This is a genomic window from Tessaracoccus zhenghani (assembly GCF_054552775.1).
The window spans coordinates 158,717-185,372 of record NZ_CM137275.1 but is presented as its reverse complement, the minus strand read 5'-3'; the positions used below and the strand labels follow the sequence as shown (position 1 = coordinate 185,372).

Here is a 26,656-nt window from a genome sequence, read left to right as displayed (position 1 = left end):
CGTGGTCGGTTGAGCCGGCCGCGACTCGTCGCTGAGCCCGGCTCAACCTGCGATCAGCGGGTGAGGCGGCGGTGGGCCGTCGACTTCGGGCGCGACGCCATGGGGCCGAGTCGCTCGACCTTGTTGACCTCGTAGTCGGCGAAGTTGCCCTCGTACCAGAACCAGTTGGCTGGATCCTCGTCGGTGCCCTCCCACGCCAGGATGTGCGTGGCGACACGGTCCAGGAACCAGCGGTCGTGGGAGATCACCACGGCGCAGCCGGGGAAGTCGAGCAGCGCGTCTTCGAGCGACTGCAGGGTCTCCACGTCCAGGTCGTTGGTGGGCTCGTCGAGCAGGAGGACGTTGCCACCCTGCTTCAGCGTCAGCGCCAGGTTGAGGCGGTTGCGCTCACCACCGGACAGCACGCCGGCCAGCTTCTGCTGGTCCGGGCCCTTGAAGCCGAACGACGCGACGTAGGCGCGCGACGGCATTTCGAAGTTCGCGACCTTGATGTGGTCGAGCCCGTCGGAGACGACCTCCCACACGTTCTTCTTCGGGTCGATGCCCGAGCGGCCCTGGTCGACGTAGCTGAACTTCACGGTCTCGCCCACCTTCACCGTGCCGGAATCAGCTTCCTCCTGGCCGGTGATGGTCTTGAACAGCGTGGTCTTGCCGACGCCGTTGGGGCCGATGATGCCGACGATGCCGGCGCGCGGCAGGGTGAAGGACAGGCCGTCGATCAGCACCCGATCGCCGAAGCCCTTCTTGAGGTTGCGCACCTCGAGGACGACGGAGCCCAGGCGCGGGCCCGGCGGGATGTTGATCTCGGACAGGTCGACGGCGCGACCCCGCTCGGCCTCGGCCGCCAGTTCCTCGTAGCGGGCCAGGCGGGACTTGCTCTTGGCTTGGCGGGCCTTCGGGTTGGAGCGCACCCACTCGAGTTCCTTTTCGAGGATCTTGGCGCGCTTGGCGTCCTTCTTGCCCTCGATCTGCAGGCGCTCACGCTTGCTCTGCAGGTAGGTGGAGTAGTTGCCCTCGTACGGGTGCAGGCGGCCCCGGTCGATCTCACAGATCCACTCCGCGACGTTGTCGAGGAAGTAGCGGTCGTGCGTGACCGCCAGGACGGCGCCCGGGTAGTTCTTGAGGTGCTTCTCCAGCCAGTCGACGGATTCGGCGTCGAGGTGGTTGGTGGGCTCGTCGAGGAGCAGTAGATCGGGCTCTTCGAGCAGCAGCTTGCACAGCGCCACGCGGCGTCGCTCGCCACCGGAGAGCACGTTGACCGGGGCGTCCGGCGGCGGGCACTGGAGCGCGTCCATGGCCTGCTGCAACTTGGAGTCGAGCTCCCACGCCTCGCGGTGGTCGAGCTCCGTCTGGAGAGTGCCCATCTCTTCGAGGAGCTTGTCGAAATCTGCGTCCGGCTCGCCCATCAGGGCGCCGATCTCGTTGAACCGGTCCATCATCGCCTTGGTTTCGGCGACGGCCAGTTCGACGTTCTCGATGACGGTCTTGTCCTCGTCGAGGGGGGGCTCCTGGAGCAGGATCCCGACGGTGGCGTCCTTCTTGAGGGCGGCTTCACCGTTGTTGGGCCGCTCGAGGCCCGCCATCACCTTCAGGAGGGTGGACTTGCCGGCTCCGTTCGGACCGACGACACCGATTTTGGCGCCTGGCAGGAAGTAGAGGGTGACGTTATCCAAAATGACCTTTTCACCGGCGGTCTTCCGGACGTTCTGCATGCTGTAGATGAACTCAGCCACGTGTATCGGTTTTCCCTTCGTAACGGACCGCGGGCCAGTCTATGCGGGAATGCGGACAACCCAGAAACACTAGCTGAGCCGATCCAGGGCGGAGCGGGCCTGCACGTAGCGCTGAACCTCCGCCTCGGCGGGGGCCACGACGTGCTCACTGCCCACCTCCGCCACCGACGCGTTGAGCGCCTTCCTCGCGCGCTTGGCCGCGCCCTTCGCGGCGGCGCTGATCGCGAGGCCGGACAGGGCCGACAGCACGATCCCGGCCACCACCCCGCCGATCACCATCAGCGTGGGCACCGGCAGTTGGAGCCCGCCGTCGGGGCCCATGGGATACACGTCCACCTTCGGCAGACCGAAGTAGCTCAGCACCACGTTGAGCGTCAACCACAGGGCACCCGCCACGACGGCGACGATCAGTACCCACTGCAGGGCCCTGATCAGCTGCCACCACACGGGTGTGCGGTCCACCTTGAGGTCGGTGGCGACGACGGCGCGGTCGAGCTGGTCCGGCAGCGTCGCCTCCGACGTGTGCACGGCGCGGCTGATGGCGTCGCGCCAGCCGGCGGGCATGCCGTCGCCGAGTTCGTTGGCGAGGCCACGCAGACCCGTGGAGAGGTGTGACGACGCAGCGGCCGAGCGCGCCGGCAGCGAGCTGCGCGTCAGCCCGTCCGGCGGTTCCAGCTCAGCCGGAGCAGCCCCGCGCTTGACCCCGAGGCGCAGCCGCTTCAACGGATCCGGCTTCAACCTGCCGATCCACTTCACCAGCGGCCAGCCCGTGGCCAGGCGACCCCGGTGCTTCACCGAGTTGCGCACCGCGTCGACCACAATGGGCACCCCCGCCGCGGCGGACAGTTGGGCGTTGAGCCGCTGGACGGTGTCCTTGCTCACGCCGCGGGTGACGGCGCGGCCCATGGCCGCGTCGAGTTCCCGGGCGGCGACGGCGGCGTCTGCCTGGAGCCGGGCGGTCGTTGCGCGCTTCCCGGTGGCCAGCTTCGCCAGGCGGCCGCGGAGGTCCTCGATCCCCATGCCGGTGACCGCCGACGTGGCGAGGATGGGCACGTCGTGGAGCCCGTCGTCGTCCAACAGCCGGCGGATGTGCGCGAGGCAGCGCGCCAGGTCCTCGGGAGACAGCTTGTCTGCCTGGTTCAGCACCACCGTGATGACCTCGCGGTGCCGGGCCAACGGCCGCAGGTAGCGCTGGTGAAGGGCCGCGTCGGCGTACTTCTGGGGGTCGAGCACCCAGATGAACTGGTCGACGAGCGCCACGAGGCGGTCCACCTCGTCGCGGTGGGCCGTGGCTGTGGAGTCGTGGTCCGGCAGGTCGAGCAGGATCAGGTCCTGCATGCCGTCTGCGGGCGGCTCCACCTCGTGGCGGCGCGCCACCGCCAGCAGGTCCAGCAGGCGGCTGTTGGTGGCGGAGAAGCTGGCGGCCATGGTGAGCGCCGTCGTGGGTCTGCGGGGGCCCTGCTCTGCCAGGCGGGTGCCGGTGAGGGCGTTGAAGAGGCTGGACTTGCCGGATCCGGTGGCGCCCGCGATGGCGACGACGGTCTGGGCGCCGGCGGCCAGCCTGCGGGGGGCGTGCGCCAGGACGGCGCGGGCGCGCGCCTCCGCCTCGGCTGGGATACGGCCCTGCGCGAGGTCGAGGACCTCGGTGAGTGCTGCGAGGTGGTCGGCGATCAGTGACATCACAGCTCCGGGGCGGTCAGGTCGTCGAACGCGCTGCGCGCGGCGTCCCGGAGGGTGACGGCGGCGCTCTCCAGTTGGGCGGTGGCGCCGTCGTCGACCGCGAGCGAATCGAGGATGGCGCCGTAGCGCGAGAGTTCGACGGACAGCACGCCCTGGACGCGGGCCTCGAGGTCTGCCTGGGCCTTTTCGGCGAGCTTCCGGACGGCGCCTTCGCCGAAGACGGCTTCGAGCAGTCGCTGGGCGAGCACCGAGGCGCCGCCGGCGATGCCCACCTCAGCGCCGGTGAGTCCGCCGGTGGCGGCGAACACGACGATCATCAGGGCCAGCGCGAGGATGTTGGTGCCCAGCGCGAGGAAGCGGGCCTTCATGCGTTTACCGCGGCCCTGCTCCTCGACGAGGCGCATCACGTCGGACTGCCAGGCGCGGATGGCGGCGGTGGCCGCGGCGTCGAAATCCGGCGACGGGTGGGCGAGGCCGGGCTCGGCGACGATGATGTCGCGGCCCCAGCGGCTGCGTGACCACTTGACGGCCACCTGTTCCGCGGCCCACTGGCCCTTCTCCTGGAGGACGGCGGCGAGGTTGTCGGAGATGGCGACCTCGACGGCGCGCACCTCGGGCTCGCCGCGGAACCAGCCGGTGAGGCGGTCGCGGAAGGCGCTGATGCGCTCCTCGATGGAGCGCATGAACTCGCCGGTGCCGACGAGGTCCTGCCAGCGGCTGAGGATCTCACCGCGCAGCATGGTGCCGTCGCCAGCGGCCTCGGCGACGTCGACGACGGCCTGGCGGTAGGTGCTGACGGATTGTTCGCGCAGCTCCTCGATGGCCTCGTTCTGGCGGTGGATGCCGCCGATGAGTTCGTGGAGCTGCGGGTCCAGCGAGCGCACGGAGCCGGCCAGCGACTGCACCGCCACCTGCGCCCGGGCCTCGGTCTGCGAGGCGAGCTGCCCCAGCCACTGCCGCAACCCGCCCACATCAGGCAGCGGGAGCATCCCGTCGTGCCCCAGGGCGCGCTCGACGATGGCGAACAGCTTGGCCGACGCCAGGCCACGCTCGGCGAGCATCTGGGCGAGGTGCCCGGCCACCTGGGCGATCGCGCCCGGTGGGCAGCGGTTGACGACCACCGCCAGCATCGTGTTGCGCTCCTGCGCCTGGTGGAGGTAGTCCCAGGGCACGGCGTCGGCGTAGCGGGCGGCGGAGGTGACGAAGACCCAGAGGTCTGCCGCGAGGAGGAGCTGGCGGGCCAGCGCCCGGTTGGCGTCGTCGACCGAATCGATGTCGGGGGCGTCCAGCAGAGCCAGGCCCGGGGGCAGGTCGGGGAACGCGACGATGTGCAGCGCCCGGGAGTCGTGGAGTTGGGTGTCGGTGCGCACCAGGCCGGGCAACACCTTGTCGGAGCGGAACCACTCCTCGTCGTCGGGATGGCAGATCAGCACCGGCGACTTCGTCGTCGGGCGCAACACACCCGGGCGGGTCACCTCGGCTCGGAGGAGCGAGTTCACGATGGTGGACTTGCCGGCGCCCGTGGAGCCGCCGACCACGGCGAGCAGCGGTGCGTCGAGCCTGGAGGCGCGCGGCAGCAGATAGTCGCGGACCTGGTGCGCCAGCGAACCCGCGAGGCTACGCAGGGACTCGGCGCCGTCGAGGGGAAGCGGGAACTGCGCCGACGGCAGCGTGGCGTCGAGCAGGTGGAAGGCGTCGACGAGCTTCTGGGATCCGCTCATGAACGCACAGGATAGTTGCCGCCGACGCCGGCCGGGCCGGGCGCGACGGGTTGGGCGTAGTTACTGGTGAGCGGCCCACCCGGCCCCTCCTCGGGCGGCGGGGGCAGTTCGCTGGCCTTCTTCTTGCGCGGCGGGATCATGGGCTGGCCCGCGTAGTCGCTGAAGGTGATCTGCTGGAGCGAGTGGATCTCGGTGATCAGTTGGTGGGCGCGGTCGTCGCCGGCCTCCGAGACGAGGCCGCGCGTCATGGCGTTGCGCAGGTACGCCAGTTCCGTGACGCGACGCACCAGCTTCGAGGTGCGCCACCAGATGCGGGGGCCGCGGAACAGGGCGTAGAGCAGCAGCTTGGCGCGGCGGAGGGGACGGCCGTACAGCTCGACGTCGCGCTCGGTGAGCCAACCTGCGTGCTGGTAGTCGCCCAGGCGGGCCCGGATGATCTGCGCATTGCCGACGATGCTGACGATCAGGGAAATGACGATCACGGCCACCAGACCCAGCGCCATGTACCACTGGATCATGAGGTTGTCGATGGAGTTCGTGGACGACAGGCCGTTGAACAGCATGTGGCCCGCGCAGGCGAGCAGATAGCCGCCCACCGGCGCCATGACCCGGACCCACTTCGAGCGGGCGCCCAGCCCGATCGCGAGGCCCGCGGCGGTCATCATCGTGAACAGCGGGTGGCCGAACGAGGTGTACACGCCGCGCAGCATCACCAGCTCCATGAAGGACTCCGCGGGTTCCGCGATGGTGATGTCGTGCGTGGCCTGCATCCAGACGCGGCCGTAGTAGATGATGTTCTCGGTGAAAGCGAAGCCGACGGCGGACAGCCCGGCCAGCGTGATGATGGAGAGCCGCGACACGATCTTGTTGCGCCAGAGGATCACCAGCAGCACCAGGATGGTGGCTTTGGCGAACTCCTCCACGAACGGAGCGGAGAAGATCGCGGCGCGCGACCCCGCGTCTGAGTTGGCCTGGGTGGTGGCCATGGCCTGGCCCATCCAGGTGTTGACGTGGATGGAGAACCAGGTGGAGGCGCAGGCCCCCCAGCCGAGCGCCAGTAACCAGACGACGGGGCTCGAAGCCCGGAACCGGTCGAGCAGGATGAACAGCGTCGTGTACGCGAGGCCGGTCCACATGGCCCAGTAGGCACCGAGCTTGAGGGCCTCATTGCTGATGCCCAGCGAGCGGGTGCCGTCCTCGAACGTCTGCTCGGGATGCAGCATCCAGTACTGGTCGTACAGAGCCCAGAAGTACAGCGGGAACAGGATCAGCGCCAGCCAGAACAATGGGCTGCGCAGGAGCCGCAGGTACCAGGGGCGCCTGGGCCCGTCCTGCGGCAGGCCGTTCAGCCAACGGCCGCGCGTCGTGGGCTGGCTGATCTGCGCTGTACTCATAGTGCGCCCAGACTACCGGCCGATCGTCCTGCGCCCGAGGATCCGCCGCCCGCTTCCCATCGCTAGGCTCAGCGCCATGCGCAGCTTCTTCGAGCAGATGACCCCCTGGACCCAGAACGACGGGTCGCTCCACGTGTACGCCCTCCCCACAGACGACGTCCAGGACCGCCTCGACGAGGCCGCGTCCCGTCTCGAGGGCCTGCCGAACCTTCCCCTGATGCCCGCCTCGTGGAGGCACTTCACCGTGCGCCGGCTGGCCCAGTTCGACGACCTGAAGCACGCGGACCTCAGCCGCCTCGCGCAGCACCTGACCGACGAGCTCGACACCGTCCGCGCCTTCGACCTGACCCTGAGCGCGCCCCAGCCGCAACCCGTCGCAGTGGAATGCGTCGCGGACTCGACTTCCCCGTGGGTGTCGCTGGTCGAGGCCATCGGCCGCGCGGCGGCCAGTTACGGTGGCGACGTCCTCGGGGCACCGTACGGCCCCCACATCTCCCTGGCGTATGCCACCGGTGATGTCGACGACGCGGAACTCCAGCGCCGACTCGAGGGCGCCCCCGAGGTGGGTCCCGTCCACATCGGTTCCGTCCATCTGGTGTCCGTCACGGTGCGCCCGGAGTTGGGCTGGTTCGACTGGATCGAGCTCGCCAACTGGACCCTCGACGCTGATTGAGGGCGGCTCAGACCGCTCTGAGGCTCGCCCGGTTCGGCAGTGGCCCGTCGAGAAATCGGGGACGACGGCAGCAGCGCAGACCTATGATCGAAGAGAAGCCAGCGAAGGGCGGTGATTCCCGTGAAGACGATGACACGTCTCTCGGAGGCCTACAGAGATGCCCGGATTGAGCTGATCGACGACACCTCGCGCTACGTGATCATGAGCGACTGCCATCGCGGGGACGGCTCGAAGTCCGACGAGTTCCTGAAGAACAAGAACACGTTCACGGCAGCGATGGACTACTACTGGCGCAACGGGTTCACCTATGTGGAGGCCGGTGACGGCGACGAGCTCTGGGAGCACGACTACAAGCACATCATCAGGGCCAACCGCGCCGTGTGGGAACAGGTGCTCCAGTTCCACCGTGCCGACAGGTATATCCGGATGTGGGGCAACCACGACATTGTGTTGAAGGAGCCCCACTACGTTCGCGAGCATCTGTGGACCGCGAAGGACGTCGCCACCGGCGAGGTGGAGCCGTTCTTCGACGGCTTGGAGCCGGTGGAGGCGGTCGTGTTCCGGCACAAGCAGACGCACCAGGACATCCTGCTGGTGCACGGGCACCAGGGTGACCTACCCAACGACCAGGCATGGCGATTCAGCCGGTTCATGATGCGCGCCTTCTGGAGGTATGCGCACGCCTTCGGTTTCCACAGCCCCACGAGCCCGGTGGCCAACGCGGACAAGCGGCACAAGGTGGAGCGCAACTACGCTAAGTGGATCCGCCAGAACCGGACGGCACTGATCTGCGGTCACACCCACCGCGAGAGGTTCGTCCGCGAGAGCGGTGTGCCCTACTTCAACTCGGGCAGCTGCGTCTACCCGTCGCACATCACGGCCCTGGAAATCACTGGGGACACCATCGCTCTTGTGCGATGGCGCGTGGACCCGAACGAGGACGCGCTCCTGCAGGTCACCCGCCGGGTGATGGCGGGCCCCGAACCGCTGTCGAAGTTCGATCTCCGCCACAGCTGAACGCGATGGGCCCGTGAGCATGCAGGTGGCGTTCTTCAGGAACATGAACCTCGGCCAGGCGCGGAGCCGGTCACCGCGCAGTCCCGAGCTGTTGGATGCCTTCGCTGCGGCCGGCGCGACCCGTGCCGTGAACTTCCAGACCAACGGGACCGTGATCTTCTCCGGCGACGAACCCGCCGCACTCGCGGAGTCCGTAGTCGCCCGCCTCACAGCTGTCACGGGTTACTCCGACCTTGTTGTGGTCCGCTCGGCGGACTGGCTCATCGACACCGTTGGGCACCTCGATCCCGACCTACCTGGCGGCGAGTTCACCCTCTTCGACGCCGCCAGCATCCCGGAACTCGTGCTGCCTCACGTCGAGCGCGTTCCCACCGGTGAGCTCGTGGTGCACGCGCTCAGCTCAAGTCACGCGGTCACGAGCGCCACCGGTTCAGGAATCTCCGCCGGCCCGGAGCTGACCCGGTTGCTCGGCGTCCCGGTGACCTGCCGGGGAATCCCCACGATGCAGCGACTCGTCGCCCGGTTGACGGTCCTCGCCGCGCAGCAAACGTAGACCCACCTGCGGGACGCATTCATCGGCTACCCACGAACACCAAGGGCGTACGACACGGTTGCCCTGCTCGAATCAGAGCGTCGCCTCGAGCTCAAGGGCTGCGGCCTACTCCTTCGACTTCTTCGGTGCTTTCGCCGCAGCCCGCTCCACCGCCGGGACGACCCAGGCACGCAAAGCAGCTGCGTCTGGAATCTCTGCCGCGCCGACCAGCACCACGCCTCCCATGGTTCGTTCCCCCATCGTCGCTAGGGAGGCGCCCTTGTCAAGTGCCACGCCCATGCCGTCCTTGCCGACGTGAACCATCAAGTCACCATCGGTGACGCCCACGGCCATGTGAGTATTCACAGTCCAGCAGAGACCACCGAACATCTTGATCTCGCGATACCCGCCGGTCCCGGCCGCGGCTTCGACCGCAGCCCGGATCCGCTCAGCCAAGCCCTCGTCATACGCCATCAAACCCTCCGACCCTGCTGTCGCATATCCGCACGCAACCGACCCGTTGGCTCTCCATCCGATCGCCCGTGATCGGTCAGAAGCTCCGGCCCTCAATGCCCACACCATACTGGCCACCCGTGCCCAACGGGGTGTGCCCTTCTCTGGCCGGCGGCATCCCATTCGGCAGATCCGGACTTGAGCGTCAGCCCTCTGGCCTCGCACGGAACTGCCGGTAGTGCGCCCTCCGATCGAACCATGAACCTCGGCGTGCACCAGCGGCAACGCATTGCGGCATACGGCCTTGCGCGCAGCGGCCACGAGGTGTTGTTGGTACGTGTGGCCGAAACGGCCGGGAGACCCAGCACCTGGTGGCTGCCCGGAGGTGGGCTCGAGTTCGGTGAGACACCCGAACAATGCCTCACTCGGGAGTTCGCGGAGGAGACCGGGACGAGTCCACAGATCATAGGTCTACTCGATGTTGTCTCTGACGTGAGCCGCTTGAGGAACGAACCGGTGGAACTCCACTCAATTCGGCTCATCTATGATGTGGAAGTCCGGGATCGCGTACTGAGGGCAGAGAGCAGCGGATCGCCTGAACAGGCAGAGTGGGTGCCGGTCAGCCACATTCACATCATGCACTTGGTGCCCTGGCTCCGAAACTGGCTCTCATCTCGCGACTTTGTGCCGAACGCCCGTGAACCCGGCGAAATGGACCGCCCCTGACAGCGGCAGATCCGCGTGTTCTGCATCCAAGATTCCACGCGTGTCCAGAGTCACCGCATTGCTGAGGCGAATGGTCAAGACAACTCAGACCGGGTGCTTCGGCGACGACGAGACGAGCCGGGATGCCGACCTTGAGGTCCACCCAGCCACCCAGCCACCCAGCATCCCGGAACGACTCTTGCCCGACTGGCGGTCAGTTCGCGAAGGGCCGTGGCCCGCCTGGCACGGACCGATACGAGGGCGAGTCTGGATTGGCGGGGTGATTAATGCGTACTAGCTGGTTGACTCTCCGTTCGGAGCTAAGTGATCGCAAGCGCCGCAGCCGTTAGGCTGCCGTTGTGGACTCCAAGGCTGATGCGTGGGAACGAACCGCTGAGGTCCCACTCACATTGGCGGCCATCGCGTTCCTGGCCGCGTTCGCCGTCCCGATCATCTGGTGGCCCGACACGCCCGCCTCCGTCGTTGTGGTGTGCGAAGCCCTCGTGTGGATCACATGGGTCTTCTTCGCGCTGGACTACCTCGTCCGCCTCCTCCTCAGCACCAACCGCGGCTCGTTCGCGCAACACCACTGGTTTGACCTGCTAATCATCGCCCTGCCCGTGCTGCGCCCCTTGAGGCTGTTGCGGCTGGTCACCTTGCTCTCCCTCGTGAACCGGCGAGCCACCTCCGACCTTCGAGGGCGGGTAGGCATGTACGTGGCGGGAGGATCACTCCTCCTCGCAATAGTGGGCGCCCTGGCAGTGGTCGACGTTGAGCGTGGCGCTGAGGGAGCAAACATCACCACCATTGGCGACGCCTTCTGGTGGGCAGCTACCACCATGACCACGGTCGGGTATGGAGACCGCTACCCAGTGACAACCCTCGGACGTGGCGTAGCCGTCGGGCTGATGGTCTGCGGCATCGCCATCCTCGGAACCGTCACCGCAACCCTGGCCTCATGGATCGTCGAGCGGGTCAGCGAGGCAAGAGAAGAGACCGGATCAGTCGCGCAAGACATGAAGGTACTCCGCAATGAGGTGGCCGAACTCCGAGACCTGCTGCGACAGAATCAGAGCCCCGACAACAGCCGCCCACCAGAAGCACCCACACACAACCCCGACTGATCGCCCACTCACACACCCAGCACGGCGGACGTGGATGCCGGCTCTCGGGGCTGGTGGTCGGCCACACCGCGTGACCTCGGTCACGCCGTCCCGCCAGTCGTAGGATCATCACGTGGCCCACACCACCGGCAGCATCAGGATCGAAGCCCCTCCGGACGGGTCTCCGACACGCTCGCAGACTCACGCGGGATGACGGTAAACGCCGCCGTATTGAACCAGCTGGTTGCCGCCAGGCCCGCGTCCCAGAGCAGTATCGTGAGGTGGAGCCAAGTTGAGAAGTTCAGAAAGAGGCTGGAATGAGCCAGATGCCGACGTGGGAGGGGTTCCTCCGCTATTGTCTGCTTGCGCTTCAGGATGGACAGGTCCGCGGACGGCAGGAGATCAACGCCCTAGCTGCCGCAGAAGCCAGGCTGGGGTCGGAGCAGATCGCGGAGATGCTCTCGAGCGGCGAACCCATGTACGCGAACCGGATCGGGTGGGCGCTGTCCTTCCTCGCGAACGTCGGGGCCCTCAACCGGCCGAAGCGGGGGCACTATGTGATCACCGATGCTGGTCGTCGAGTCCTGGCCCGAACTTCTGGGCCACTCAGCGAACGGGGCTTCAGGGTCCTCGCGGAAGACCATGAGTCGGGGATTCGGCCCTACACGGCTTCCGTGCGCTCAGGACTGGCGACACCGGCCGTGGCAGATGAACCGAGTGGACTCGACCCGATCGAGCAGATCGAGCAGGGAATCGGGCGGGTAGAGAACGCAGTTGCTGCTGATCTCTTGGACCGGCTCCGCAAGGGTGCCCCAGAGTTCTTCGAGCGGGCGGTAGTGAGGCTCCTGGTAGCAATGGGATACGGCGGAGCTGAGGGCCGCGCGCAGGTGACCCGAACATCCGGTGACGAAGGGATCGACGGGATCATCGACTCCGATGCCCTCGGGATCAACCGCGTCTACGTCCAGGCCAAGCGCTATGCCGCTGACAGCTCCATCGGCCGACCCGCACTTCAGGGGTTTGTGGGTGCCCTCAGCGGAAAGGGCGACGCCGGTGTCTTCATAACCACGTCCCGATTCACGCGGGAGGCAATCGACTACGCCGACCGCACTCCGATGCGCCTCATCCTCATCGATGGGGACAGACTCGCTTCGCTGATGATCCGCTACGAGGTGGGTGTCCAAGTCACAAACACCTACCACTCAGTGGAACTGGACGAAGACTTCTTCGAGTAGCTGGGCGCTGAGCGATCGCTCCGGCCCGCATGCAGCCACCCTGACCGCGGCAAATCCGGATGTTCCCGGGCACTTGACCTGCCCATGCTCGCAAGTTACCTTGGATCAATGGAGGATCCAGTCATCGCTGCGTCCGCACTCAAGCATGGCCTGGGTGAACATGAGATCCTCCACGCCTACCGCAACCCGGTCCGGATCTGGGATCTCGGAGACGGGTTCACCATGATCGTGGGTCCCAACCAGTCCGCGATCTTCTTGGAGGTCGGCTATGTCGATGGCGATCAAGTGCACGCCATCGTCCACGCAATGAAAGCCCGCGAGAAGTTCCTGAGGTGATGACCATGCCACGCACTGTTGACGAGATCCTGCAGCACGCCGACGAGCTGGCGGCGCGCTTCGAGTCCTACGAACCCAACCCCGACGACGAATTCGACGCCGGCGCAGTCGCCCTGCTCCGAGCAGCGGTGGCGGAGCGATCCGAAGCCGAGCGCCACGTGATTGACGCCATCCGCGCAGCCCGCGAAGCCGGCTTGCCATGGTCAGCGATCGGCGCCTTCGTCGGCACCAGCGGAGAGGCCGCCCGCCAGCGCTACGCAAGCAAGGTCGCCTGAAGCACCAGGCGCGGCAAGAGCGTGCGTTTGGAACCCCGAACGGAAGACCCGATCACGTCCTCGGTGATTTCGGGTCGGTCAGTTCCACTGTTCGCCCGTCCGGGTCCAGGATGACGAAGGACCAGTAGCCCACCCAAAAGGGCTCAGTTCGCAGCGTCTCGACTCCGGCTTTCTTGAGCCGGTCCACGGCTTTCTGGAAGTCGATGGGCGACAGCGCGACGGAGATGGATCTCACCTGTTCTGTCTCGGGTGCGCCCGGGAGTTGGCCCTGACTCCAGCCGGGTTGGAAAGCCCAACCGTTCGGGCGCTCGAGCGAGATGGCCCTCTGGAAGGAAATTTGCACGCAGCCATGGACGAACGCGATGTCATCGGGCTCATCCCAAATCAGCTCCAGTCCCACGAGGTCGTGGTAGAAGTCGCGGGTAGCAGCAATGTCGGTGCAGTACTCGTAGGCGAACCACGTGATCATGACCGTGACAGTATCGCGCGTCAGGTGTTCAACTGGCGCTTTGTCGATCCGCCACGGACATCACGACGGCGGCATGTGCGGATGTTGGGGACTGCATCTCAAGACGCCCGACGCGTCGATTCGCGGATCATAGACATACGCGGTCGTAGATCTCGGTGTGGCCAGGGTCACCAGATCCCCCACCGCATAGAACATGCTGGTCGTGGTCTCCGGACTTCCCCCGGGTGGGGTGATCGTGTGACGGTGGCGCCCTGCTCGGTGACGGCCCTCATCCCCTGCGAGAAGCCGGTGTCGAACGCCGTCGTGAGCTCCGCCGTGGGCACGTTCCGCCGTACCGCCGCCGCCTGCTGCGCATCGATGGTGCTGATGCTGAACTCGGTCATCAAAATCCTCTTCGGCCCCCACGTTGGAGCCCTCGTGTTCAGTAGGCGCCGGAACCAGCTCGGCGTCGCGGCTCGTCGAGGACCAGCAGATCGCCCACCTCGCAGTTGAGGACCCGGCAGATGGCCCGGAGCGTGGAGAAGCGGACGGCCCGGGCGCGGTCGTTCTTGAGCACGCTGAGGTTGACCACACTCACCCCCACCAGTTCGCTCAACCGGGTCAGAGTCATGTCGCGGTCTGCGAGGAGCGCGTCGAGACGACAGTGGATGCCCGTGTCCTCCTCAGGCTCGGCCGGGACCATCAGACGAGCCCTGCCGTGTCGCGCTGGAGTTCCTCGCCGTAGCGGAAGGCCGCCGCGACGGCCGCGAGCGCCAGGCCGCTGAAGATCGGCCAGAACGCGATGGTCAGCCGCAGTTGCGGCGCGGGCAGGAGCACTGAGGGATCTTCCAGCCCGAGGCTCTCGTCCCAGCCCCACCCGACCGACCCGAGGACCTCCTTGGCCGCCATGAAGTCGCCGATGCCGAAGAGCACCTGCCACAGGATGCCGCCGCCTATGAGCGCAGCCGCGGCCACGAGGACCGCCTTGCGCACGACGGGGCGGAACGGCTCGCCGGCGAGGAGGCGGTGCGCGATGAGGAACACCGCCCAGGTGACGGCGAGCTGGGTGAGACCCTGGACCAGAGTCCCGGCGGCGAGCAGCGCCCGGGTGGCGAGGCCGAGGCCGGTCACGGACGCCAACGCCTCCGTGAAGCCGCCGCCCACTAGGCGTGCGTCGCCGCCGGGGAACATCTCGACTCCCTCAGGGAGCACCTGCCAGAACGTCTCGGTGGGGAGGGCCACCTCCACCGTGTCGAGGAGGAGCTGGCTCCCCACAGCAAGGGCGGTGAGGATGAGAACGATGACGCCGTAGATCACCGCCCCCCCGCGGACCACCCGGAGGGTGGCCGTGTCTCCGCCCAACCGCCCGCGACCGACGAGCACCACCCCCACCGCGAGCAGGACCACCGACACCAGCACCAGAACTGCAGCTCCACCGAACATCACGTGCCCCTAACGATTGTCGATAACAACGATAATCGTTAAGGTACGCGCACTCGGGGGCAAGCGCAAGGGGCCGTCTGCAGCCTGCTCTCCAGAGCGCGGCTTCTGTGGATATGCACACAAGCCGCTCCCTGGATAGCAGGATGCAGGAGGGGGACGGGCCTCTACCTACCCCAAGGTGTCGCCGAGCCAGCGTCGCGCCCGGCCGAGGAGTCCACGAGCGATGTCGCTGTCCGCGGCCCACGCCTGGCTGGAAGAGATGGACCGCGCATTCAAGCAGGACTTCACCGACCTCGACACAGTGATGACATGCTGCGGACAGCCGGCCTCGCTCAACGACCTCAACTACGACTGGCCGGCCGGCTTCGCGCGCTTCCGCCTAGCGTCGCAGAACCCTAACCGCGGCTGGCTCACCCCCGACGAACTCACCACCATCAGCGCGGCCCTGCGCCACCCCGTTCGCCAGATCCTGGCGAGGTACTAGCTCGTCGCGTCTCTGCGCCGCTGAATGCACCTTGAGCATTTCCGCTACGCCGAGCGCGGCATGAGGGCGCGTTCGAGACGCTCCCACACCGGGGATCAGTCGGATGCGGCTCATACCCTGTGGTCATGAAGGCGTTCAGTTCACTCCCCGTGCGTGCGGTGGTAGGCGAACCGGGAGGTGACCTCTCCCGCTGGCCGTTCACAATGGCCCCGGTCGCCCAGCTGCACCGTAACGGGCTGGAGCTCTCCGAACTGACCATCCTCGTCGGCGAGAACGGCACGGGGAAATCCACCATCATCGAGGCCATCGCGATCGCCTACGGCCCCAGCCCCGAGGGCGGCAGCAAGATCATCCGACGATCGGAGAGGCCCACCGAATCGCCGTTACACGAACACATCCGGCTGGAGCGCGGCCTCAGCCGCTCCAGGTGGGGCTACTTCCTTCGAGCCGAGACCATGCACGGCCTGCTCACCTACCTCGAAGAGAACCCCTCTCGGCACCGACCCGAGACCCGCTATCACGAACGCTCCCACGGCCAGGCCTTCAACGAACTCCTGGCCGCGAAGCTCGACCACCTGACCGCACAGGGCGGCCTCCTCGTGATGGACGAGCCCGAAGCCGGGCTCTCATTCCTCTCCCAGATCGCGCTCGCCAACCAGCTTGCACAACTCCGCGACGACGACGTTCAAGTGCTGCTCGCCACCCACTCACCGATATTGGCCGCGACCCCTGGGGCGCGGATCATCGAACTCGACGAGGACGGATTCCAGAGCCGCGCCTGGGACGAACTGATGAACGTCGCGTTCTATCGCCGTTTCTTGGCCGACCCCGGCTACTTTGGCCTCGAGTAGCCTCTCATAAGGCACTAAAAGCGCGTGATCCAACCGCCGCCATGCGGCAATTGAGGGCGGTCGTGCTCGGGTGCCGGGCAAGCCGGAAGGCTACCCTCGCACACCGCGGCATGAGCGGGCATTGTCGGCATACGCGAATCAAGGAACGATGTAGGCGTGGACAAGATCGACGAACTTGAACGGATGATTGATGCTCTCCGTCGACAGCGCGAGCATTGCGAGCCTAAGAGCAACACGAACCCTCGCTATCTCCGTTACTCCAACGCCGTCTCCGTGTTGAAGTGGCTTATCGAAGATCTGCACGTAGAGGAACGCTCAGGGGAAAGAAGGGTCTAGCCCTTGGCGGTAGCGTGGTGGCGTGAGCGAGATCCCTTGGTACGTCGAACTACGCGAGGCTTGGAAACCCAGCCACGTCCGCCTCCTGCTAATCGCGGAGTCCGCCCCGGACGACGGCGGTGACTCCGAGAACCGGCGCTTCTTCTACTCCGATCGGCTGGGACATGACAACCTGTTCCGCGGAGTCGTTGCGGCGATGTACGGCGCGACGAAGGACGACCTGGCATCTCGAGGAAAGCGCCCTTGGCTGGGGCGTCTCCGCGACGATGGTTTCTACCTGGTCAACCTGATGCCCCACCCCGTGAACGCTAGTCAAGCACACCGCCGTAAGACACGCGCCGACTACGTCACCGACTGCGTCCAGCGCGCCTGCAGTCTGAACCCGGACGGCGTCGTCATCGTGAAGAAGGACATCTTCCCACTCCTCCACGCTCCCCTCCTCGACGCCGGTCTCAACCTTCTGCATGATCGAGGCACTCCGTTCCCGTTGGGCAACACCAAACAGGAATTCATCGCGGGGTTCAACGCGGCGCGCGAACGACTTCAAGCGCCCCAACTCTGATTCCGTGCGCCCGACAGGTCCCTGGCCAGGATGGCGCGACCACCGCAAGTCGAATCGAGCTACGCGGCAGAAGCGTGCGTTCGCTGGTTCGGTCGGCCTTCGGAAATCAGCCCTTCGTCGCGTCGGCGAGAAGGGCTGCGACGCGTTTGTCGAGATCGATCTCTCCCCGCGCGCCCATTTGGTTCATGAGGGCGCGCGCACCTACGTGGAGCTTGTCATCGGTTGTCCTCAATGCGGCTGCAAGGACCGGGGCGAGGGCGTGGGTTCGCAGATCATAGTTGTCACGGGCCAACGTATCCTCTTGGCCAAGGAGCAGCGTTAGGGCCGCCAGGGCAACCTCTGGCAGCTCCTCGGCAGCCGAACCAAGGTGCTCACCGATCATCCCGTGCGTTTGTAGCTCACCATTAAGCTCCAGAGCCTCCACGAGCCTTGGGAGCCACCATGAAGCCAAGAACCTCTCACTACAGATGAACCAGTAGAAATCCTTCAGTTCGGCCTTGTCTTCAGGGCTCGCCCTGACATGGGCGACACGTTCGTCCCACAACTCAGCTAGCCGGTCACGAATGACGTCATCGACGAACTCGGCGTGCATGAATGACCACGCGGTGTGGCCGATGGCATCCCCGCGAATCTCAGGGTCGGCCGTCGTGTAGAAATCGGTGCGCAAGGGGTCATCGTCGCCGATGTGCCCCCGAATGATTGCCTGGATGACCCAATGACCGATCCGTTCCTGAGGGGAAACTGGGTTCCGTCCCCACCCGACTTGGATCTGTTCCTGACTGTGGAGAGCGGCGGCCATCGGGCCAGACATTAGCCGGTAGAGATCTGGGTGGTAGTAGTGGATGGCGATGGCGGTCGTCAGAGCGATCTGCTGATTCCTGTCGATGGCGTCTTGCGTGCCGAAGTACGTGTGAAGGTTCGCCACTAGCCAGTCGTGGGCGTGGTTGAAGAGCTTCCCGATCCCCTCTCCGAGGACGGCCCGCGAGGCCCCCCGAGGATCGTTGAGAGCGAGCTGTCGGAGGAGAGCCTCCATTGCCCTGTCGTGCCACTCGCGGCTGGCGCCGAGTCCAACCAGGTTGACCAGTCCGCGGAGCAGGATGGGCCACTTCCAGTTCAGGGAGACCATGAGCGGGTCCCATCCAGGATCCTCGTCTCCGACTGTTGCGATGTAGTCAGACCACGCGGCAGCGTCGGAAGCAGCCGCAAGGAGAAGGTCGGAGAGTCGGTTCAGTTGAGCGTCGGGGATCCGCTCCGCCGAACCGTTCGCCGCCAGATGCGCAAGGAGGCGAATCGCTACCTTCTTCGCCTCTTTGTAGTCGGGGTCGTCGTCAAAGCGCCTTCCTTCAACGGGGAACGGGGACTCATCCGAGTGGTCGAGAACGTCGGCAGCTAACAACAGCACCTGATCCCAGGGCAGGTCGAGGTCTGCCTTTAGCGCACCCTCCCAGCCGCTCAGCGCAGCTCGAACGTACGTCGGACGAAGACGCCGCAAGAAGTCCGTTTGGCCGTCGAGGGCCAGCGGCTTGCTAGTGATGAGCGCCTCCAACACCCTTCCCTGGCCCTCATGCGAAGGCTGGGGTCCCCATCCGTCGCCTTCGGAGTGCCAACCCTCGAGGTGTGCGACCAACTCCATCGGCGCAAGGGCAGCCATTTCCTCTTGAGTGATGGGGCTGTTAGGGCCAGTCCAGCCAGAAGTCTCAAACGGGGGGCGCATCGGGTCATCTACCTCCCCGTCCTCGGCGTCGAGCAAGTCGAGTTCCTCCTGCAGCGCGCTTGGTATAAGGTCTCGGCCGACCCCTGCCAGCACGCGGTGCCGCCACTGCCGGTCCCACTGCGCAATCTGGCTTCGAATCTCGTCGATGGAGTCGCCTTGCTCGCTCAGGTTTCGAGTGATTCGCTCTGCAGCCTTCCCTGTGATGTGCCCGGAAGCCATCACATCTGCAAGCGGGCCCAGCTCGGTGCGAGACACCGCACCTAGAGCGCGAAGTAGTCGGATGAAGTCCGCGGTAGCGAGTTGATCCCGCGACCCCACGTCGAGCATCAGTTCCCTGGCGATGGACAGCAGATCGGTGTTGATCTGCCCTTGGGCGACCTGGCGCTGCAAGATCTCAGCGACCGAGTACAGACAGATGCGGCGCACGATGAGAATCGGAGTTCGATTGAGATCGGCCCATGCGCCCGCTGGGTCCTTCGCTAGTCGCTCAACCGCAGCGTCGCGCACCGCGTCGATCAGGGCATCCTGCACCTCGTGAAAAGAGTTCGACCTCTCCGAGATCGATGACCGGCCGAAGCCGGTTTGGTCGTAGCCCTCGCCAAGGGTTCCCTCCTGCCTCTCGTGCAGGACGAGCCACGGAAGGATGGTCTTCAACGCGCCGTCCCCAAGTGCGCGGCTCACCCGCGGCAGTTCGGCTGAGTACCAATGTGCCTTCAACTCCGTGACTGGGTCACCCAGGGTCCCCTCATCGCCGATCGGCCGGAACAGCCTGTTGACAAACGACAGTCCGAACTTCGTCTGGCCTCCCTCCAGCAAGTTGACTGCGAACGACACGAGATCCCTCGGGTCGGTGCGCCATCCGAAGCCACTCTCCGCCCACGCCTCAATGACAGGCTTAAGCCTGACCGCAGTCACCGCGGGCATGCGTGCGCCCGCGACGAAGAGGATCCTGCGTACCCAAGAGTTACTGCTGCCCGCGAAGGTGAGGAGCACATCGGCAACATCGGACGGTGCCTGCTCTGCCATCCCGCTCAGGTAACTGGCCTCCGGCCAATACATCTCGCGGACCGAGCCGTCGCTACCAACCTCCGGTTCAGGCGGTGAACTGAAGGCTCCAGAGTCGGCAAGAGGTCGGACCCACAGCGGGTTCTTCAGCCCCTCAAAGAAGGCTCGGCGCAGTTGGAAGGACGTCAATCGGCGCATCGCCCCATGAACCTGCTCCGCAGTCGGGGCTTGGTACTCAGCCATCGTTCACACCTCCATCGACAAGTTGATTGGCTTCAGCGAGAAGGTCTTCGATTGCGCGGAGACTGTCAAAGAACTGGGCTCTGACGCCGTCCATGTGGGCTTCAGCTACCTCGATCCAACGACGCAACTCGTCGTCCGACGGAATCGAGCGCACTTCGCTCTGATGGCCGTGGAGGTGAGCCCACTTAACGAAGAAGTTATAGGTCTGATACCACTCGCGCACCGCCAGATGCTGGGTGTTGCCATCATCTGTGAGAAACGCCGCAATGTCAGAAAGGAACCTCCCATCCTCGGAGATGGCGGCCTTGATCAGATCAGCGAGGAAACGGGCAATCTCCTGCGGGACCGGCACGTTCTCCGCATCCTGAGACAGATCGAGCGCCGGATACTTCGACACAATGCTAGGCAGTTGCCGGACGTAGTCATCGCTTCGCGGACCTCCGGCAACGCGATCACCACCCGAGATGACCTCAGGAAGGTGCTTCATCACCTCGCGCATGGAGTGACAGATGAGCGAGACGCGCGCCCTCTCGTCGCCGCGCTTTACTTTACTTGCCAGCAACTGGCCAGCTGTCCGATGCATGCTCGCCAAGTCAGGCCGCTTCTCGTCCAGCCAGTCTGCAATGCGTGTCTGCCGGTCCTCAGATGTCGACATAGCTCAGTTATGTCCGACGATCTGACCCGCTACCTGTGCCGCCAACACAGGGTTGGCATGGATGCGGGTCACGACCCCGTGGGCGACGCTGTCCACGTCGATGGGGCTGCGCTCGTGACGGTGACGGCGACGCGGTAACTCGGCTGACCCCGGGATGGGTTGGCTCGAGGTCCGTCTCCGGCGGGCCAACGGGGTAGCCCGCCCCTTCGCGAACTCAGACGTTCTCACAAGGAAAGGGTATCGACGGAATCTGACCCAAAACGTCAGGGGATTGAATCCCCTCAGACCCCGCCGATCGAATGTCATCTACTCATCCAGTGGTTCCACCACAGGGCACGGCCTTTGGCCGAAGGTCGGTTCAGGTGTCGGGGGGTTCTAGACGGGGGTGGTTGCACTCGTCCGCGGCTGCCCTGGGGGGGGGGGGGGGGGCTGTGAGCCTCTCCATTGGCTGCCCTGCTCCGTCACACCGATCTACGCGGGAGAGGATCTCTGTTGAGCCCGAGAGGAGAGTCTATGGGTTTGTCGCAGGCAGGATCAGCGACTTCTGTCTTGATGCAGGCAGGCTTCCGGGCATCTGGAGGCCACGCACAGAGTGTTCGAACCAGCGCGCAGTCATCGGCAATTGCGGATGTTCTCAACCCGGCATCGTCGCAAGACTGCGTCCTGGGCATGAGAAGAACCAGTTGGTCCCTCGTCGGGCGGTGGTGGGTCTGGATGTCGCCCGATCCTGCGTCAATGAGTTCGGACTTCACTCTGAACGGGCAGGACACCAAGTTCGGCTGAATCATGCCGCACCGATTCGCCGCACGAGGACCTCGGAGTTCACTCGCAAACTTACGACAGGTTCACTGCGCTCCCTCTGGCCGCCATTCCCGCCTGTCGCCCCCGCTCCGCAGCCCAAGCCGCTGTCGCTCTCGCGGCGAGATGTAAAGCGCCCCAGGCAGGAATCGAACCTGCGCACTACAGATTAGAAGGCTGTTGCTCTATCCGCTGAGCTACTGGGGCTTCGGCCCAACAGTGTAGCCCGTTGGCGCGCAGGTGGCCCGGAGTCATAGGTTGGTGGCCATGAGCGAAAAACTGGTGTGGATCGACTGCGAGATGACGGGTCTCGACCTCGGGGCCGACGCGTTGATCGAAGTCGCCGCCCTCGTGACCGACGGCGACCTCAACGTCCTGGGCGACGGCGTCGACGTGCTCATCAAGCCGACGGACGAACAGCTCACCGTCATGGGCGACTTCGTCCGCGAGATGCACACCAAGTCGGGCCTCCTGGACGAACTCAGCACCGGCACCACCATGGAAGATGCCATGGCGCAGGTCCTGGACTACGTCCGCACCCACGTGCCCATCGCCCGGAAGGCGCCCCTGGCGGGCAACACCATCGGCACCGACCGCGCCTTCCTCGCCCGCGACATGCCGGAGCTCGAGCAGTGGGTGCACTACCGCAACGTTGATGTGTCCTCCATCAAGGAACTGGCCCGCCGCTGGTACCCCCGGGTGCAGTACCTGGCCCCCGTCAAGTCCGGCAACCACCGCGCCCTGGCCGACATCCAGGAATCCATCGAGGAGCTGCGCTACTACCGCGATGCGCTCTTCGTCCCCCGTCCGGGACCCACGTCGTCACAGCTGCGTGAGATCGCCGCCCGCCACCGCGGGGCGCTCACCGGCGCCACCGGGTCCACGGCCGTCACTCCCCCGGTCGAGACGCCCGTCGAGACCCCCGTCGACGAGGTCTGACGCTCGATTCGCGCAGGCGAATCCCATCCGCTACGATTAGTGGCTGCCGGATCAACCGGCGATGGTGGGTATAGCTCAGCTGGTAGAGCACCTGGTTGTGGTCCAGGAAGTCGCGGGTTCAAGTCCCGTTACTCACCCCGAAGAGAATCGGCCCCGGCTTATGCTGGGGCCGATTGCTTTGTCGCCGAGTTGAGGATGATCATGGCTCCGAACAGCCCATATGGCACGCTCGAATCGGTCGACGGGCGCCCCGCGCTGCGCTTCGAAATCGAGCTCCCCTACCCAGTCGAGCGGGTCTGGCAGGCGGTCAGCAACCCCGCTGAGCTCCAGGAGTTCTTCCCCGGCGCCGCCCCTTGGGGGCCGGAAACCGGCGAGAGCATCGACCTCGGCGGGATGCCCCTCACCGTCGACGAGGCCAGCGTGCCGTCGCGCCTGGCATGGACGTTCGCCGGCCAGCCCCAGAGTTTCGACCTCGAACCTACGGAGACCGGCACCCGCCTGACCTTCACCCACACCATCGACGACCTCCCGGCCGCGCAAACCGCCACCGGCTGGCACACCTACCTGTCGCGGCTGGAGCCGCACCTCGCCGGCCAGCCCATGTCCGAGGAGGAGGCCCACAAGCACTGGCGCGCCATCCACGAGGGGTACGCCGAGCGGTTCGGCGCAGATCCGGAACCCGGCAGACGGTGGGCCGACCAGTACCTCCCCGCGTCGGCGGACTGACCCCAGCGCCTACATCCGTTCGCCGGGCAACTTGCTCGCCTGCTCGATCCAGGATCTCAGCTGGGCTTCGTCCAAGTCGTCGTCCTCATGGATGTCCAGGTAACGCACCTCCGCATGCTTAGATTCCTTCGGCGGCATGGGCTCCAGTGATGTGCCCTTCAGGAACTGCACCTGGACGTACTTGGTGTAGCAACGAAACGACAGGAACCAGCCATCCCCCTCGTTCCCGTAGTGCGGCTGGTTCCACTTCACGGCCCTGCGGACGTCCGGAACCGCCTCGACGATCAACTCGTCCAGGCGTTGCCCGATGGGCTGCTTCCAGCCGGGCATCGCGGCGATGTAGTCGCGCACAGGGCCGGGACCTTCGCCCTTCGGGATCTGCGGGTTGCCGCCAGAGAGCAGCTTTGGGCGGGCCTGGGTACTTCCACTGTCCTCCATGCCCCATCCTCACCCGGCCTGCGACAAATCTCCAGCCCTTTCAGCGCACCTCGCCCTTTTGGGGCAGCGTCCACCGGTAGCGGTGCGCCAAGAGCCCCAGCACGGTGCACGTCAGGATCGACGCCGCCATGCCCAGGTTCGGGTACCCCAGCTGCGTGAGGATCAGGCTCTCCGCTGCCCCGATCACCGCCACGGACGCGTAGAGCGTGTTACCGCCGAACACCACCGGGATGCGCCCCGTGACGACGTCGCGGATCATCCCCCCCGCCCACGGCAGTCAGCACGCCCAGCAGGATGGCGGGCAGCGGGTCGAGCCCGAAGCCCAACGCCTTGATGGTGCCGGTGGCGCTCCAACAGCCCAGCGCGAGCATGTCCAACGAGGTCAGCAGCCGGCTCATCCATCGGCCCTTGAACGTCACCAGGTAGGCGACCCCCGCGGCGCTGACTGCGCCTACGAGGTACAGCGGGTCGATGAAGGCAACGGGACGGGTGGTCAGCAGCACATCGCGAAGCATGCCCCCTCCCAGGCCGGTGAGGATGGCGAGGAACAGGAAGCCGATGATGTCGAACCTCAACCTGCGCGCCACAAGGGCCCCGAGTAACCCGTTGGCGACCACACCCGCCACGTCAACGAACCGGAAAAGCACCGAGGGATCGAACGCATCCACGGGCCAATGGTGCCACCATCCAGCACAATGGGGTGATGCGTGAACTTCAGCAGACCATCATCGACGAGTTCGGTGTGCGGCCCGAGATCGATCCTGCGCAGGAGATCGAGCGGCGCATCCAGTTCCTGGTCGACTACCTAGCCGCCTCTCACACCCGTGGCTACGTGCTCGGCATCTCGGGCGGCATCGACTCCACGCTCGCCGGGAGGATCGCGCAACTCGCCGCGGAGCGGGTGCGTGCGCAGGGCGGCGACGCCACCTTCTACGCCATGCGGCTGCCCTACAACGTGCAGCACGACGAGGCCGACGCGCAGGCCGCGATGGACTTCGTGGGCGCGGACCGCGACCTCACCTTCAACGTCGGCCCCGCCGTCGACGGCTTCGAGGACGAGTACGCCACGGCCGTCAGCGAGGAGATCACCGACTTCAACAAGGGCAACGTCAAGGCCCGCATCCGCATGGTGGCGCAGTACGCCGTGGCAGGCGACAACAACGCGCTCGTGCTGGGCACGGACCACGGCGCGGAATCCGTCATGGGCTTCTTTACGAAGTTCGGCGACGGCGGCGCGGACATCCTGCCGCTGTTCGGCCTCAACAAGCGCCAGAACCGTCAGCTCCTGAAACACCTGGGTGCGCCTGAACGGCTGTGGGGCAAGGTGCCCACCGCGGATCTGCTCGACGACAAGGTGGGCCAGCCGGACGAGGTGGAGCTCGGCGTCCCCTACGACGACATCGACGACTACCTAGAGGGCCGCGAGGTCCCTGCGGCTGCCGCGGAGCGGATCGAGCAGACCTGGCTGCGCAGCCGGCACAAGCGGACGGTGCCGGTGACGATCTTCGACACCTGGTGGCGGGAATGAGCGGCGACGCCGGACTGGCGCTGGTGGTCATTGACCTCCAGAAGTCCTACTTCGAGCTGGCCGGCCTCGCCGGCAAGGAGGAACTCCTCCTGCCGCCCACCAACGAGCTGATCGCCGCGGCCCGCGCCAACGGCCGCCCGGTGATCCTGGTGCGGACCCAGCACGAGCCCGACAAGTCCACCTGGACCCTCAACATGCTGGAGGACGACCAGGGCTTCGCCTTTCCCGGCAGCGAACAGGCGGAATTCCTGGACGGCCTCGACACCACCGACTGCGTCGAGATCGTCAAGACCCGCGACAACGCCTTCTTCGGCACCAACCTGAAGGAACAACTCGGCTTCCTCGGCATCGACCGCCTGCTGATCTGCGGGGTGTCCACCCACAGCTGCGTGGCCCAGACCGCCATCGGCGCCTTCGCGCACAACATCCGCGCCTACGTCGCCGGTGGCGCCATCGCGTCGGACCATCGTCCGCTCGCCGAAGCCCTACTCGACTTCCTCCGCGAGGAGATGCGCCAACCGGTGCTCACCCAGCGCGAGAGCCTCAACCTCCTCGCGGGTCACTGAGGTCCGCGATGGTCAGGCTCCGTCGGGTCAGCCCCCGCATGATGGGCTTCACGCGTCGCAAGCGCGGCAGTGGCTTCAGCTATACCGACGCGGACGGCAACGCGCTGCCCAAGGACGAGGTGGAGCGCGTCAAGGCGCTGGCCATCCCGCCCGCCTGGACCGACGTGTGGATCTGTCCCCACCCCAACGGCCACCTGCAGGCCCTGGGCACCGACGACGCGGGCCGCCGCCAGTACCTCTACCACCCGGACTGGCGGTTGAAGCGCGACCGCTCCAAGTTCGAGCGCATCACCTCCGCGGCCGAGATGCTGCCCTCGGCCCGCCGTCGGATCTCGGCAGACCTGGCGCTCGGGGACTCGTCGCCGGAGTGCGTCTGCGCCACGGCCGTGCGGCTGCTCGACATCGGGTACTTCCGCATCGGCAACGACGCCTACACCGACGCACACGGCTCGTTCGGGCTCACCACGCTGGAGAAGCAGCACGTCCGCCGACGGGGCGACGACCTGGTGTTCTCGTTCACGGGGAAGTCCGGAATCGCGCACACCATCGCCGTCGACGACCAGCCGGCCATCACGGTGCTGGAGAAGCTGCGCAAGCGCAACGACGACTCCAAGCGGCTGCTGGCCTACCGGCAGGACGGCCGGTGGCGCGACCTCACCAGCGCCGACGTCAACGGGTACCTGTCCGACCTCTTCGGCGGCGCGCTCACGGCGAAGGACTTCCGCACCTGGCACGCCACGGTGATCGCCGCGGAGTCGCTGGCGCTGACCGAGGAGCCGGGCACTTCGAAGGCGTCGCGGCAACGCGCGATCAGGCAGGCGGTCCAGGAAGTGGCCAGCTACCTGGGCAACACGCCGACGGTGGCGCGCTCGTCGTACATCGACCCGCGGGTGCTCGACGCCTACGAATCCGGCGACATCATCGCCGAGGCCGCCCGGAAGCGGTACAGCTCGGCCAACACGCGCCAGACGGGCCTGGAGAAGGCCCTCCTTGCATTGTTGGAGTGACGGGGCCACCTGGACGGTCCCATCAGCGTGGTCGCGGGGCGAGGCGCAGGGGATGC

At 66.1% G+C, this 26,656-nt stretch carries 30 protein-coding genes and 2 tRNA genes; 17 read left to right on the top strand and 15 right to left on the bottom strand.

Features of this window, described 5'->3' with window-relative positions; genetic code table 11:
• Positions 1–53: 53 nt before the first annotated feature.
• The 4 genes from ettA to ACX1DX_RS00970 all read right to left on the bottom strand — a co-directional run bounded on the left by ettA (position 54) and on the right by ACX1DX_RS00970 (position 6,528).
• Entirely contained in the window at positions 54–1,733 is a 1,680-nt protein-coding gene (ettA, locus tag ACX1DX_RS00985; RefSeq protein ID WP_076060493.1) for an energy-dependent translational throttle protein EttA, read from the bottom strand.
• Between the two features lie 69 nt (positions 1,734–1,802).
• Positions 1,803–3,413, bottom strand: coding sequence for a GTPase (locus tag ACX1DX_RS00980; RefSeq protein ID WP_459397363.1), 1,611 nt, complete (start codon positions 3,411–3,413; stop codon positions 1,803–1,805).
• Complete coding sequence (locus ACX1DX_RS00975) at positions 3,413–5,134, bottom strand: GTPase family protein (protein WP_459397362.1); 1,722 nt, start codon at positions 5,132–5,134, stop codon at positions 3,413–3,415. Before ACX1DX_RS00975 ends, ACX1DX_RS00980 begins: the two co-directional genes overlap by 1 nt.
• Positions 5,131–6,528 (bottom strand): PrsW family intramembrane metalloprotease, encoded by a 1,398-nt coding sequence (locus tag ACX1DX_RS00970; protein ID WP_459397361.1) that lies wholly within the window; start codon positions 6,526–6,528, stop codon positions 5,131–5,133. Before ACX1DX_RS00970 ends, ACX1DX_RS00975 begins: the two co-directional genes overlap by 4 nt.
• Positions 6,529–6,604: 76 nt before the next feature.
• Here ACX1DX_RS00970 and ACX1DX_RS00965 point away from each other — a divergent pair, with 76 nt between their 5' ends.
• From ACX1DX_RS00965 to ACX1DX_RS00955, 3 genes are all read left to right on the top strand, one after another.
• Positions 6,605–7,201, top strand: a complete 597-nt coding sequence (locus ACX1DX_RS00965; protein ID WP_459397360.1) for a 2'-5' RNA ligase family protein — start codon at positions 6,605–6,607, stop codon at positions 7,199–7,201.
• 129 nt (positions 7,202–7,330) lie between these two features.
• A complete protein-coding gene (locus ACX1DX_RS00960; RefSeq protein WP_459397359.1) occupies positions 7,331–8,218 on the top strand; it encodes a metallophosphoesterase family protein in 888 nt (295 codons plus the stop codon).
• A 19-nt stretch (positions 8,219–8,237) separates the two neighbouring features.
• On the top strand, positions 8,238–8,771 hold the full coding sequence (locus tag ACX1DX_RS00955; protein WP_459398231.1) for a DUF1697 domain-containing protein: 534 nt from the start codon (positions 8,238–8,240) through the stop codon (positions 8,769–8,771).
• Between the two features lie 105 nt (positions 8,772–8,876).
• On the opposite strand, the gene ACX1DX_RS00950 is transcribed toward ACX1DX_RS00955, so the two are convergent.
• On the bottom strand, positions 8,877–9,224 hold the full coding sequence (locus ACX1DX_RS00950) for a TfoX/Sxy family protein (protein ID WP_459397358.1): 348 nt from the start codon (positions 9,222–9,224) through the stop codon (positions 8,877–8,879).
• A gap of 237 nt (positions 9,225–9,461) precedes the next feature.
• Between ACX1DX_RS00950 and ACX1DX_RS00945 the strand changes: the two genes are divergently transcribed.
• The 5 genes from ACX1DX_RS00945 (at position 9,462) to ACX1DX_RS00925 (ending at position 12,857) form a co-directional block, all read left to right on the top strand.
• Entirely contained in the window at positions 9,462–9,929 is a 468-nt protein-coding gene (locus ACX1DX_RS00945; RefSeq protein ID WP_076060473.1) for an NUDIX domain-containing protein, read from the top strand.
• Positions 9,930–10,267: 338 nt separating this feature from the next.
• Positions 10,268–11,032 (top strand): potassium channel family protein, encoded by a 765-nt coding sequence (locus ACX1DX_RS00940; protein WP_459397357.1) that lies wholly within the window; start codon positions 10,268–10,270, stop codon positions 11,030–11,032.
• Positions 11,033–11,328: 296 nt separating this feature from the next.
• Positions 11,329–12,246 (top strand): restriction endonuclease, encoded by a 918-nt coding sequence (locus ACX1DX_RS00935; RefSeq protein ID WP_459397356.1) that lies wholly within the window; start codon positions 11,329–11,331, stop codon positions 12,244–12,246.
• 108 nt (positions 12,247–12,354) lie between these two features.
• On the top strand, positions 12,355–12,582 hold the full coding sequence (locus tag ACX1DX_RS00930) for a hypothetical protein (protein WP_182762943.1): 228 nt from the start codon (positions 12,355–12,357) through the stop codon (positions 12,580–12,582).
• 5 nt (positions 12,583–12,587) lie between these two features.
• A complete protein-coding gene (locus tag ACX1DX_RS00925) occupies positions 12,588–12,857 on the top strand; it encodes a hypothetical protein (protein ID WP_245244060.1) in 270 nt (89 codons plus the stop codon).
• Between the two features lie 52 nt (positions 12,858–12,909).
• On the opposite strand, the gene ACX1DX_RS00920 is transcribed toward ACX1DX_RS00925, so the two are convergent.
• The 3 genes from ACX1DX_RS00920 to ACX1DX_RS00910 all read right to left on the bottom strand — a co-directional run bounded on the left by ACX1DX_RS00920 (position 12,910) and on the right by ACX1DX_RS00910 (position 14,748).
• Positions 12,910–13,326, bottom strand: a complete 417-nt coding sequence (locus ACX1DX_RS00920) for a VOC family protein (protein ID WP_040282701.1) — start codon at positions 13,324–13,326, stop codon at positions 12,910–12,912.
• A gap of 421 nt (positions 13,327–13,747) precedes the next feature.
• A complete protein-coding gene (locus ACX1DX_RS00915; protein ID WP_182762945.1) occupies positions 13,748–14,008 on the bottom strand; it encodes a helix-turn-helix domain-containing protein in 261 nt (86 codons plus the stop codon).
• Complete coding sequence (locus ACX1DX_RS00910; RefSeq protein WP_459397355.1) at positions 14,008–14,748, bottom strand: hypothetical protein; 741 nt, start codon at positions 14,746–14,748, stop codon at positions 14,008–14,010. Before ACX1DX_RS00910 ends, ACX1DX_RS00915 begins: the two co-directional genes overlap by 1 nt.
• 223 nt (positions 14,749–14,971) lie before the next feature.
• Here ACX1DX_RS00910 and ACX1DX_RS00905 point away from each other — a divergent pair, with 223 nt between their 5' ends.
• A complete protein-coding gene (locus ACX1DX_RS00905) occupies positions 14,972–15,232 on the top strand; it encodes a hypothetical protein (RefSeq protein ID WP_459397354.1) in 261 nt (86 codons plus the stop codon).
• Positions 15,233–15,357: 125 nt separating this feature from the next.
• Complete coding sequence (locus ACX1DX_RS00900) at positions 15,358–16,083, top strand: AAA family ATPase (RefSeq protein WP_459397353.1); 726 nt, start codon at positions 15,358–15,360, stop codon at positions 16,081–16,083.
• Positions 16,084–16,221: 138 nt separating this feature from the next.
• On the opposite strand, the gene ACX1DX_RS00895 is transcribed toward ACX1DX_RS00900, so the two are convergent.
• Positions 16,222–16,386, bottom strand: a complete 165-nt coding sequence (locus tag ACX1DX_RS00895) for a hypothetical protein (RefSeq protein WP_459397352.1) — start codon at positions 16,384–16,386, stop codon at positions 16,222–16,224.
• Positions 16,387–16,441: 55 nt separating this feature from the next.
• Between ACX1DX_RS00895 and ACX1DX_RS00890 the strand changes: the two genes are divergently transcribed.
• Complete coding sequence (locus tag ACX1DX_RS00890) at positions 16,442–16,981, top strand: hypothetical protein (protein ID WP_459397351.1); 540 nt, start codon at positions 16,442–16,444, stop codon at positions 16,979–16,981.
• 106 nt (positions 16,982–17,087) lie between these two features.
• On the opposite strand, the gene ACX1DX_RS00885 is transcribed toward ACX1DX_RS00890, so the two are convergent.
• From ACX1DX_RS00885 to ACX1DX_RS00875, 3 genes are all read right to left on the bottom strand, one after another.
• The gene (locus ACX1DX_RS00885; RefSeq protein ID WP_459397350.1) at positions 17,088–19,943 is read right to left on the bottom strand and encodes a hypothetical protein; all 2,856 of its coding nucleotides are present in this window, start codon (positions 19,941–19,943) and stop codon (positions 17,088–17,090) included.
• Positions 19,936–20,598: a hypothetical protein gene (locus ACX1DX_RS00880; RefSeq protein ID WP_459397349.1), complete on the bottom strand. Its 663-nt coding sequence runs from the start codon at positions 20,596–20,598 to the stop codon at positions 19,936–19,938. The genes ACX1DX_RS00885 and ACX1DX_RS00880 overlap by 8 nt, the downstream gene beginning before the upstream one ends.
• 932 nt (positions 20,599–21,530) lie before the next feature.
• Positions 21,531–21,603 (bottom strand) — tRNA-Arg (locus ACX1DX_RS00875).
• A 60-nt stretch (positions 21,604–21,663) separates the two neighbouring features.
• On the opposite strand from ACX1DX_RS00875, the gene orn reads away from it, so the two are divergent.
• The 3 genes from orn (at position 21,664) to ACX1DX_RS00860 (ending at position 23,061) form a co-directional block, all read left to right on the top strand.
• Positions 21,664–22,335 (top strand): oligoribonuclease, encoded by a 672-nt coding sequence (orn, locus tag ACX1DX_RS00870; protein WP_459397348.1) that lies wholly within the window; start codon positions 21,664–21,666, stop codon positions 22,333–22,335.
• A gap of 64 nt (positions 22,336–22,399) precedes the next feature.
• Positions 22,400–22,472: transfer RNA gene (locus ACX1DX_RS00865), tRNA-His, on the top strand.
• A gap of 64 nt (positions 22,473–22,536) precedes the next feature.
• Positions 22,537–23,061 (top strand): SRPBCC domain-containing protein, encoded by a 525-nt coding sequence (locus ACX1DX_RS00860; protein WP_459397347.1) that lies wholly within the window; start codon positions 22,537–22,539, stop codon positions 23,059–23,061.
• A gap of 9 nt (positions 23,062–23,070) precedes the next feature.
• Here ACX1DX_RS00860 and ACX1DX_RS00855 read toward each other — a convergent pair whose 3' ends face one another.
• The 3 genes from ACX1DX_RS00855 to ACX1DX_RS00845 are packed head-to-tail and all read right to left on the bottom strand — an operon-like array spanning position 23,071 to position 24,167.
• Positions 23,071–23,499 (bottom strand): DUF1801 domain-containing protein, encoded by a 429-nt coding sequence (locus tag ACX1DX_RS00855; RefSeq protein ID WP_182764426.1) that lies wholly within the window; start codon positions 23,497–23,499, stop codon positions 23,071–23,073.
• 40 nt (positions 23,500–23,539) lie between these two features.
• Complete coding sequence (locus tag ACX1DX_RS00850) at positions 23,540–23,758, bottom strand: TRIC cation channel family protein (RefSeq protein WP_459397346.1); 219 nt, start codon at positions 23,756–23,758, stop codon at positions 23,540–23,542.
• Positions 23,709–24,167 (bottom strand): trimeric intracellular cation channel family protein, encoded by a 459-nt coding sequence (locus ACX1DX_RS00845; RefSeq protein WP_459397345.1) that lies wholly within the window; start codon positions 24,165–24,167, stop codon positions 23,709–23,711. The genes ACX1DX_RS00850 and ACX1DX_RS00845 overlap by 50 nt, the downstream gene beginning before the upstream one ends.
• Before the next feature lie 35 nt (positions 24,168–24,202).
• Between ACX1DX_RS00845 and nadE the strand changes: the two genes are divergently transcribed.
• From nadE to ACX1DX_RS00830, 3 genes are read left to right on the top strand one after another with little or no spacing between them, the layout of a single operon-like run.
• Entirely contained in the window at positions 24,203–25,027 is an 825-nt protein-coding gene (gene nadE, locus ACX1DX_RS00840; protein ID WP_459397344.1) for an NAD(+) synthase, read from the top strand.
• Positions 25,024–25,593, top strand: a complete 570-nt coding sequence (locus ACX1DX_RS00835) for a cysteine hydrolase family protein (protein WP_459397343.1) — start codon at positions 25,024–25,026, stop codon at positions 25,591–25,593. The genes nadE and ACX1DX_RS00835 overlap by 4 nt, the downstream gene beginning before the upstream one ends.
• Positions 25,594–25,601: 8 nt before the next feature.
• On the top strand, positions 25,602–26,600 hold the full coding sequence (locus ACX1DX_RS00830; RefSeq protein ID WP_459397342.1) for a DNA topoisomerase IB: 999 nt from the start codon (positions 25,602–25,604) through the stop codon (positions 26,598–26,600).
• Positions 26,601–26,656: the final 56 nt, after the last annotated feature.

Coding starts and splice junctions, on each gene's coding strand:
- ACX1DX_RS00980 (WP_459397363.1), bottom strand. CDS start 3,413: ATGTCACTGATCGCCGACCACCTCGCAGCACTCACCGAGGTCCTCGAC.
- ACX1DX_RS00975 (WP_459397362.1), bottom strand. CDS start 5,134: ATGAGCGGATCCCAGAAGCTCGTCGACGCCTTCCACCTGCTCGACGCC.
- ACX1DX_RS00970 (WP_459397361.1), bottom strand. CDS start 6,528: ATGAGTACAGCGCAGATCAGCCAGCCCACGACGCGCGGCCGTTGGCTG.
- ACX1DX_RS00965 (WP_459397360.1), top strand. CDS start 6,605: ATGCGCAGCTTCTTCGAGCAGATGACCCCCTGGACCCAGAACGACGGG.
- ACX1DX_RS00960 (WP_459397359.1), top strand. CDS start 7,331: ATGACACGTCTCTCGGAGGCCTACAGAGATGCCCGGATTGAGCTGATC.
- ACX1DX_RS00955 (WP_459398231.1), top strand. CDS start 8,238: ATGCAGGTGGCGTTCTTCAGGAACATGAACCTCGGCCAGGCGCGGAGC.
- ACX1DX_RS00950 (WP_459397358.1), bottom strand. CDS start 9,224: ATGGCGTATGACGAGGGCTTGGCTGAGCGGATCCGGGCTGCGGTCGAA.
- ACX1DX_RS00945 (WP_076060473.1), top strand. CDS start 9,462: ATGAACCTCGGCGTGCACCAGCGGCAACGCATTGCGGCATACGGCCTT.
- ACX1DX_RS00935 (WP_459397356.1), top strand. CDS start 11,329: ATGAGCCAGATGCCGACGTGGGAGGGGTTCCTCCGCTATTGTCTGCTT.
- ACX1DX_RS00930 (WP_182762943.1), top strand. CDS start 12,355: ATGGAGGATCCAGTCATCGCTGCGTCCGCACTCAAGCATGGCCTGGGT.
- ACX1DX_RS00925 (WP_245244060.1), top strand. CDS start 12,588: ATGCCACGCACTGTTGACGAGATCCTGCAGCACGCCGACGAGCTGGCG.
- ACX1DX_RS00920 (WP_040282701.1), bottom strand. CDS start 13,326: ATGATCACGTGGTTCGCCTACGAGTACTGCACCGACATTGCTGCTACC.
- ACX1DX_RS00915 (WP_182762945.1), bottom strand. CDS start 14,008: ATGGTCCCGGCCGAGCCTGAGGAGGACACGGGCATCCACTGTCGTCTC.
- ACX1DX_RS00910 (WP_459397355.1), bottom strand. CDS start 14,748: ATGTTCGGTGGAGCTGCAGTTCTGGTGCTGGTGTCGGTGGTCCTGCTC.
- ACX1DX_RS00905 (WP_459397354.1), top strand. CDS start 14,972: ATGTCGCTGTCCGCGGCCCACGCCTGGCTGGAAGAGATGGACCGCGCA.
- ACX1DX_RS00900 (WP_459397353.1), top strand. CDS start 15,358: ATGAAGGCGTTCAGTTCACTCCCCGTGCGTGCGGTGGTAGGCGAACCG.
- ACX1DX_RS00885 (WP_459397350.1), bottom strand. CDS start 19,943: ATGGCTGAGTACCAAGCCCCGACTGCGGAGCAGGTTCATGGGGCGATG.
- ACX1DX_RS00880 (WP_459397349.1), bottom strand. CDS start 20,598: ATGTCGACATCTGAGGACCGGCAGACACGCATTGCAGACTGGCTGGAC.
- orn (WP_459397348.1), top strand. CDS start 21,664: ATGAGCGAAAAACTGGTGTGGATCGACTGCGAGATGACGGGTCTCGAC.
- ACX1DX_RS00860 (WP_459397347.1), top strand. CDS start 22,537: ATGGCTCCGAACAGCCCATATGGCACGCTCGAATCGGTCGACGGGCGC.
- ACX1DX_RS00855 (WP_182764426.1), bottom strand. CDS start 23,499: ATGGAGGACAGTGGAAGTACCCAGGCCCGCCCAAAGCTGCTCTCTGGC.
- ACX1DX_RS00850 (WP_459397346.1), bottom strand. CDS start 23,758: ATGATCCGCGACGTCGTCACGGGGCGCATCCCGGTGGTGTTCGGCGGT.
- nadE (WP_459397344.1), top strand. CDS start 24,203: ATGCGTGAACTTCAGCAGACCATCATCGACGAGTTCGGTGTGCGGCCC.
- ACX1DX_RS00835 (WP_459397343.1), top strand. CDS start 25,024: ATGAGCGGCGACGCCGGACTGGCGCTGGTGGTCATTGACCTCCAGAAG.
- ACX1DX_RS00830 (WP_459397342.1), top strand. CDS start 25,602: ATGGTCAGGCTCCGTCGGGTCAGCCCCCGCATGATGGGCTTCACGCGT.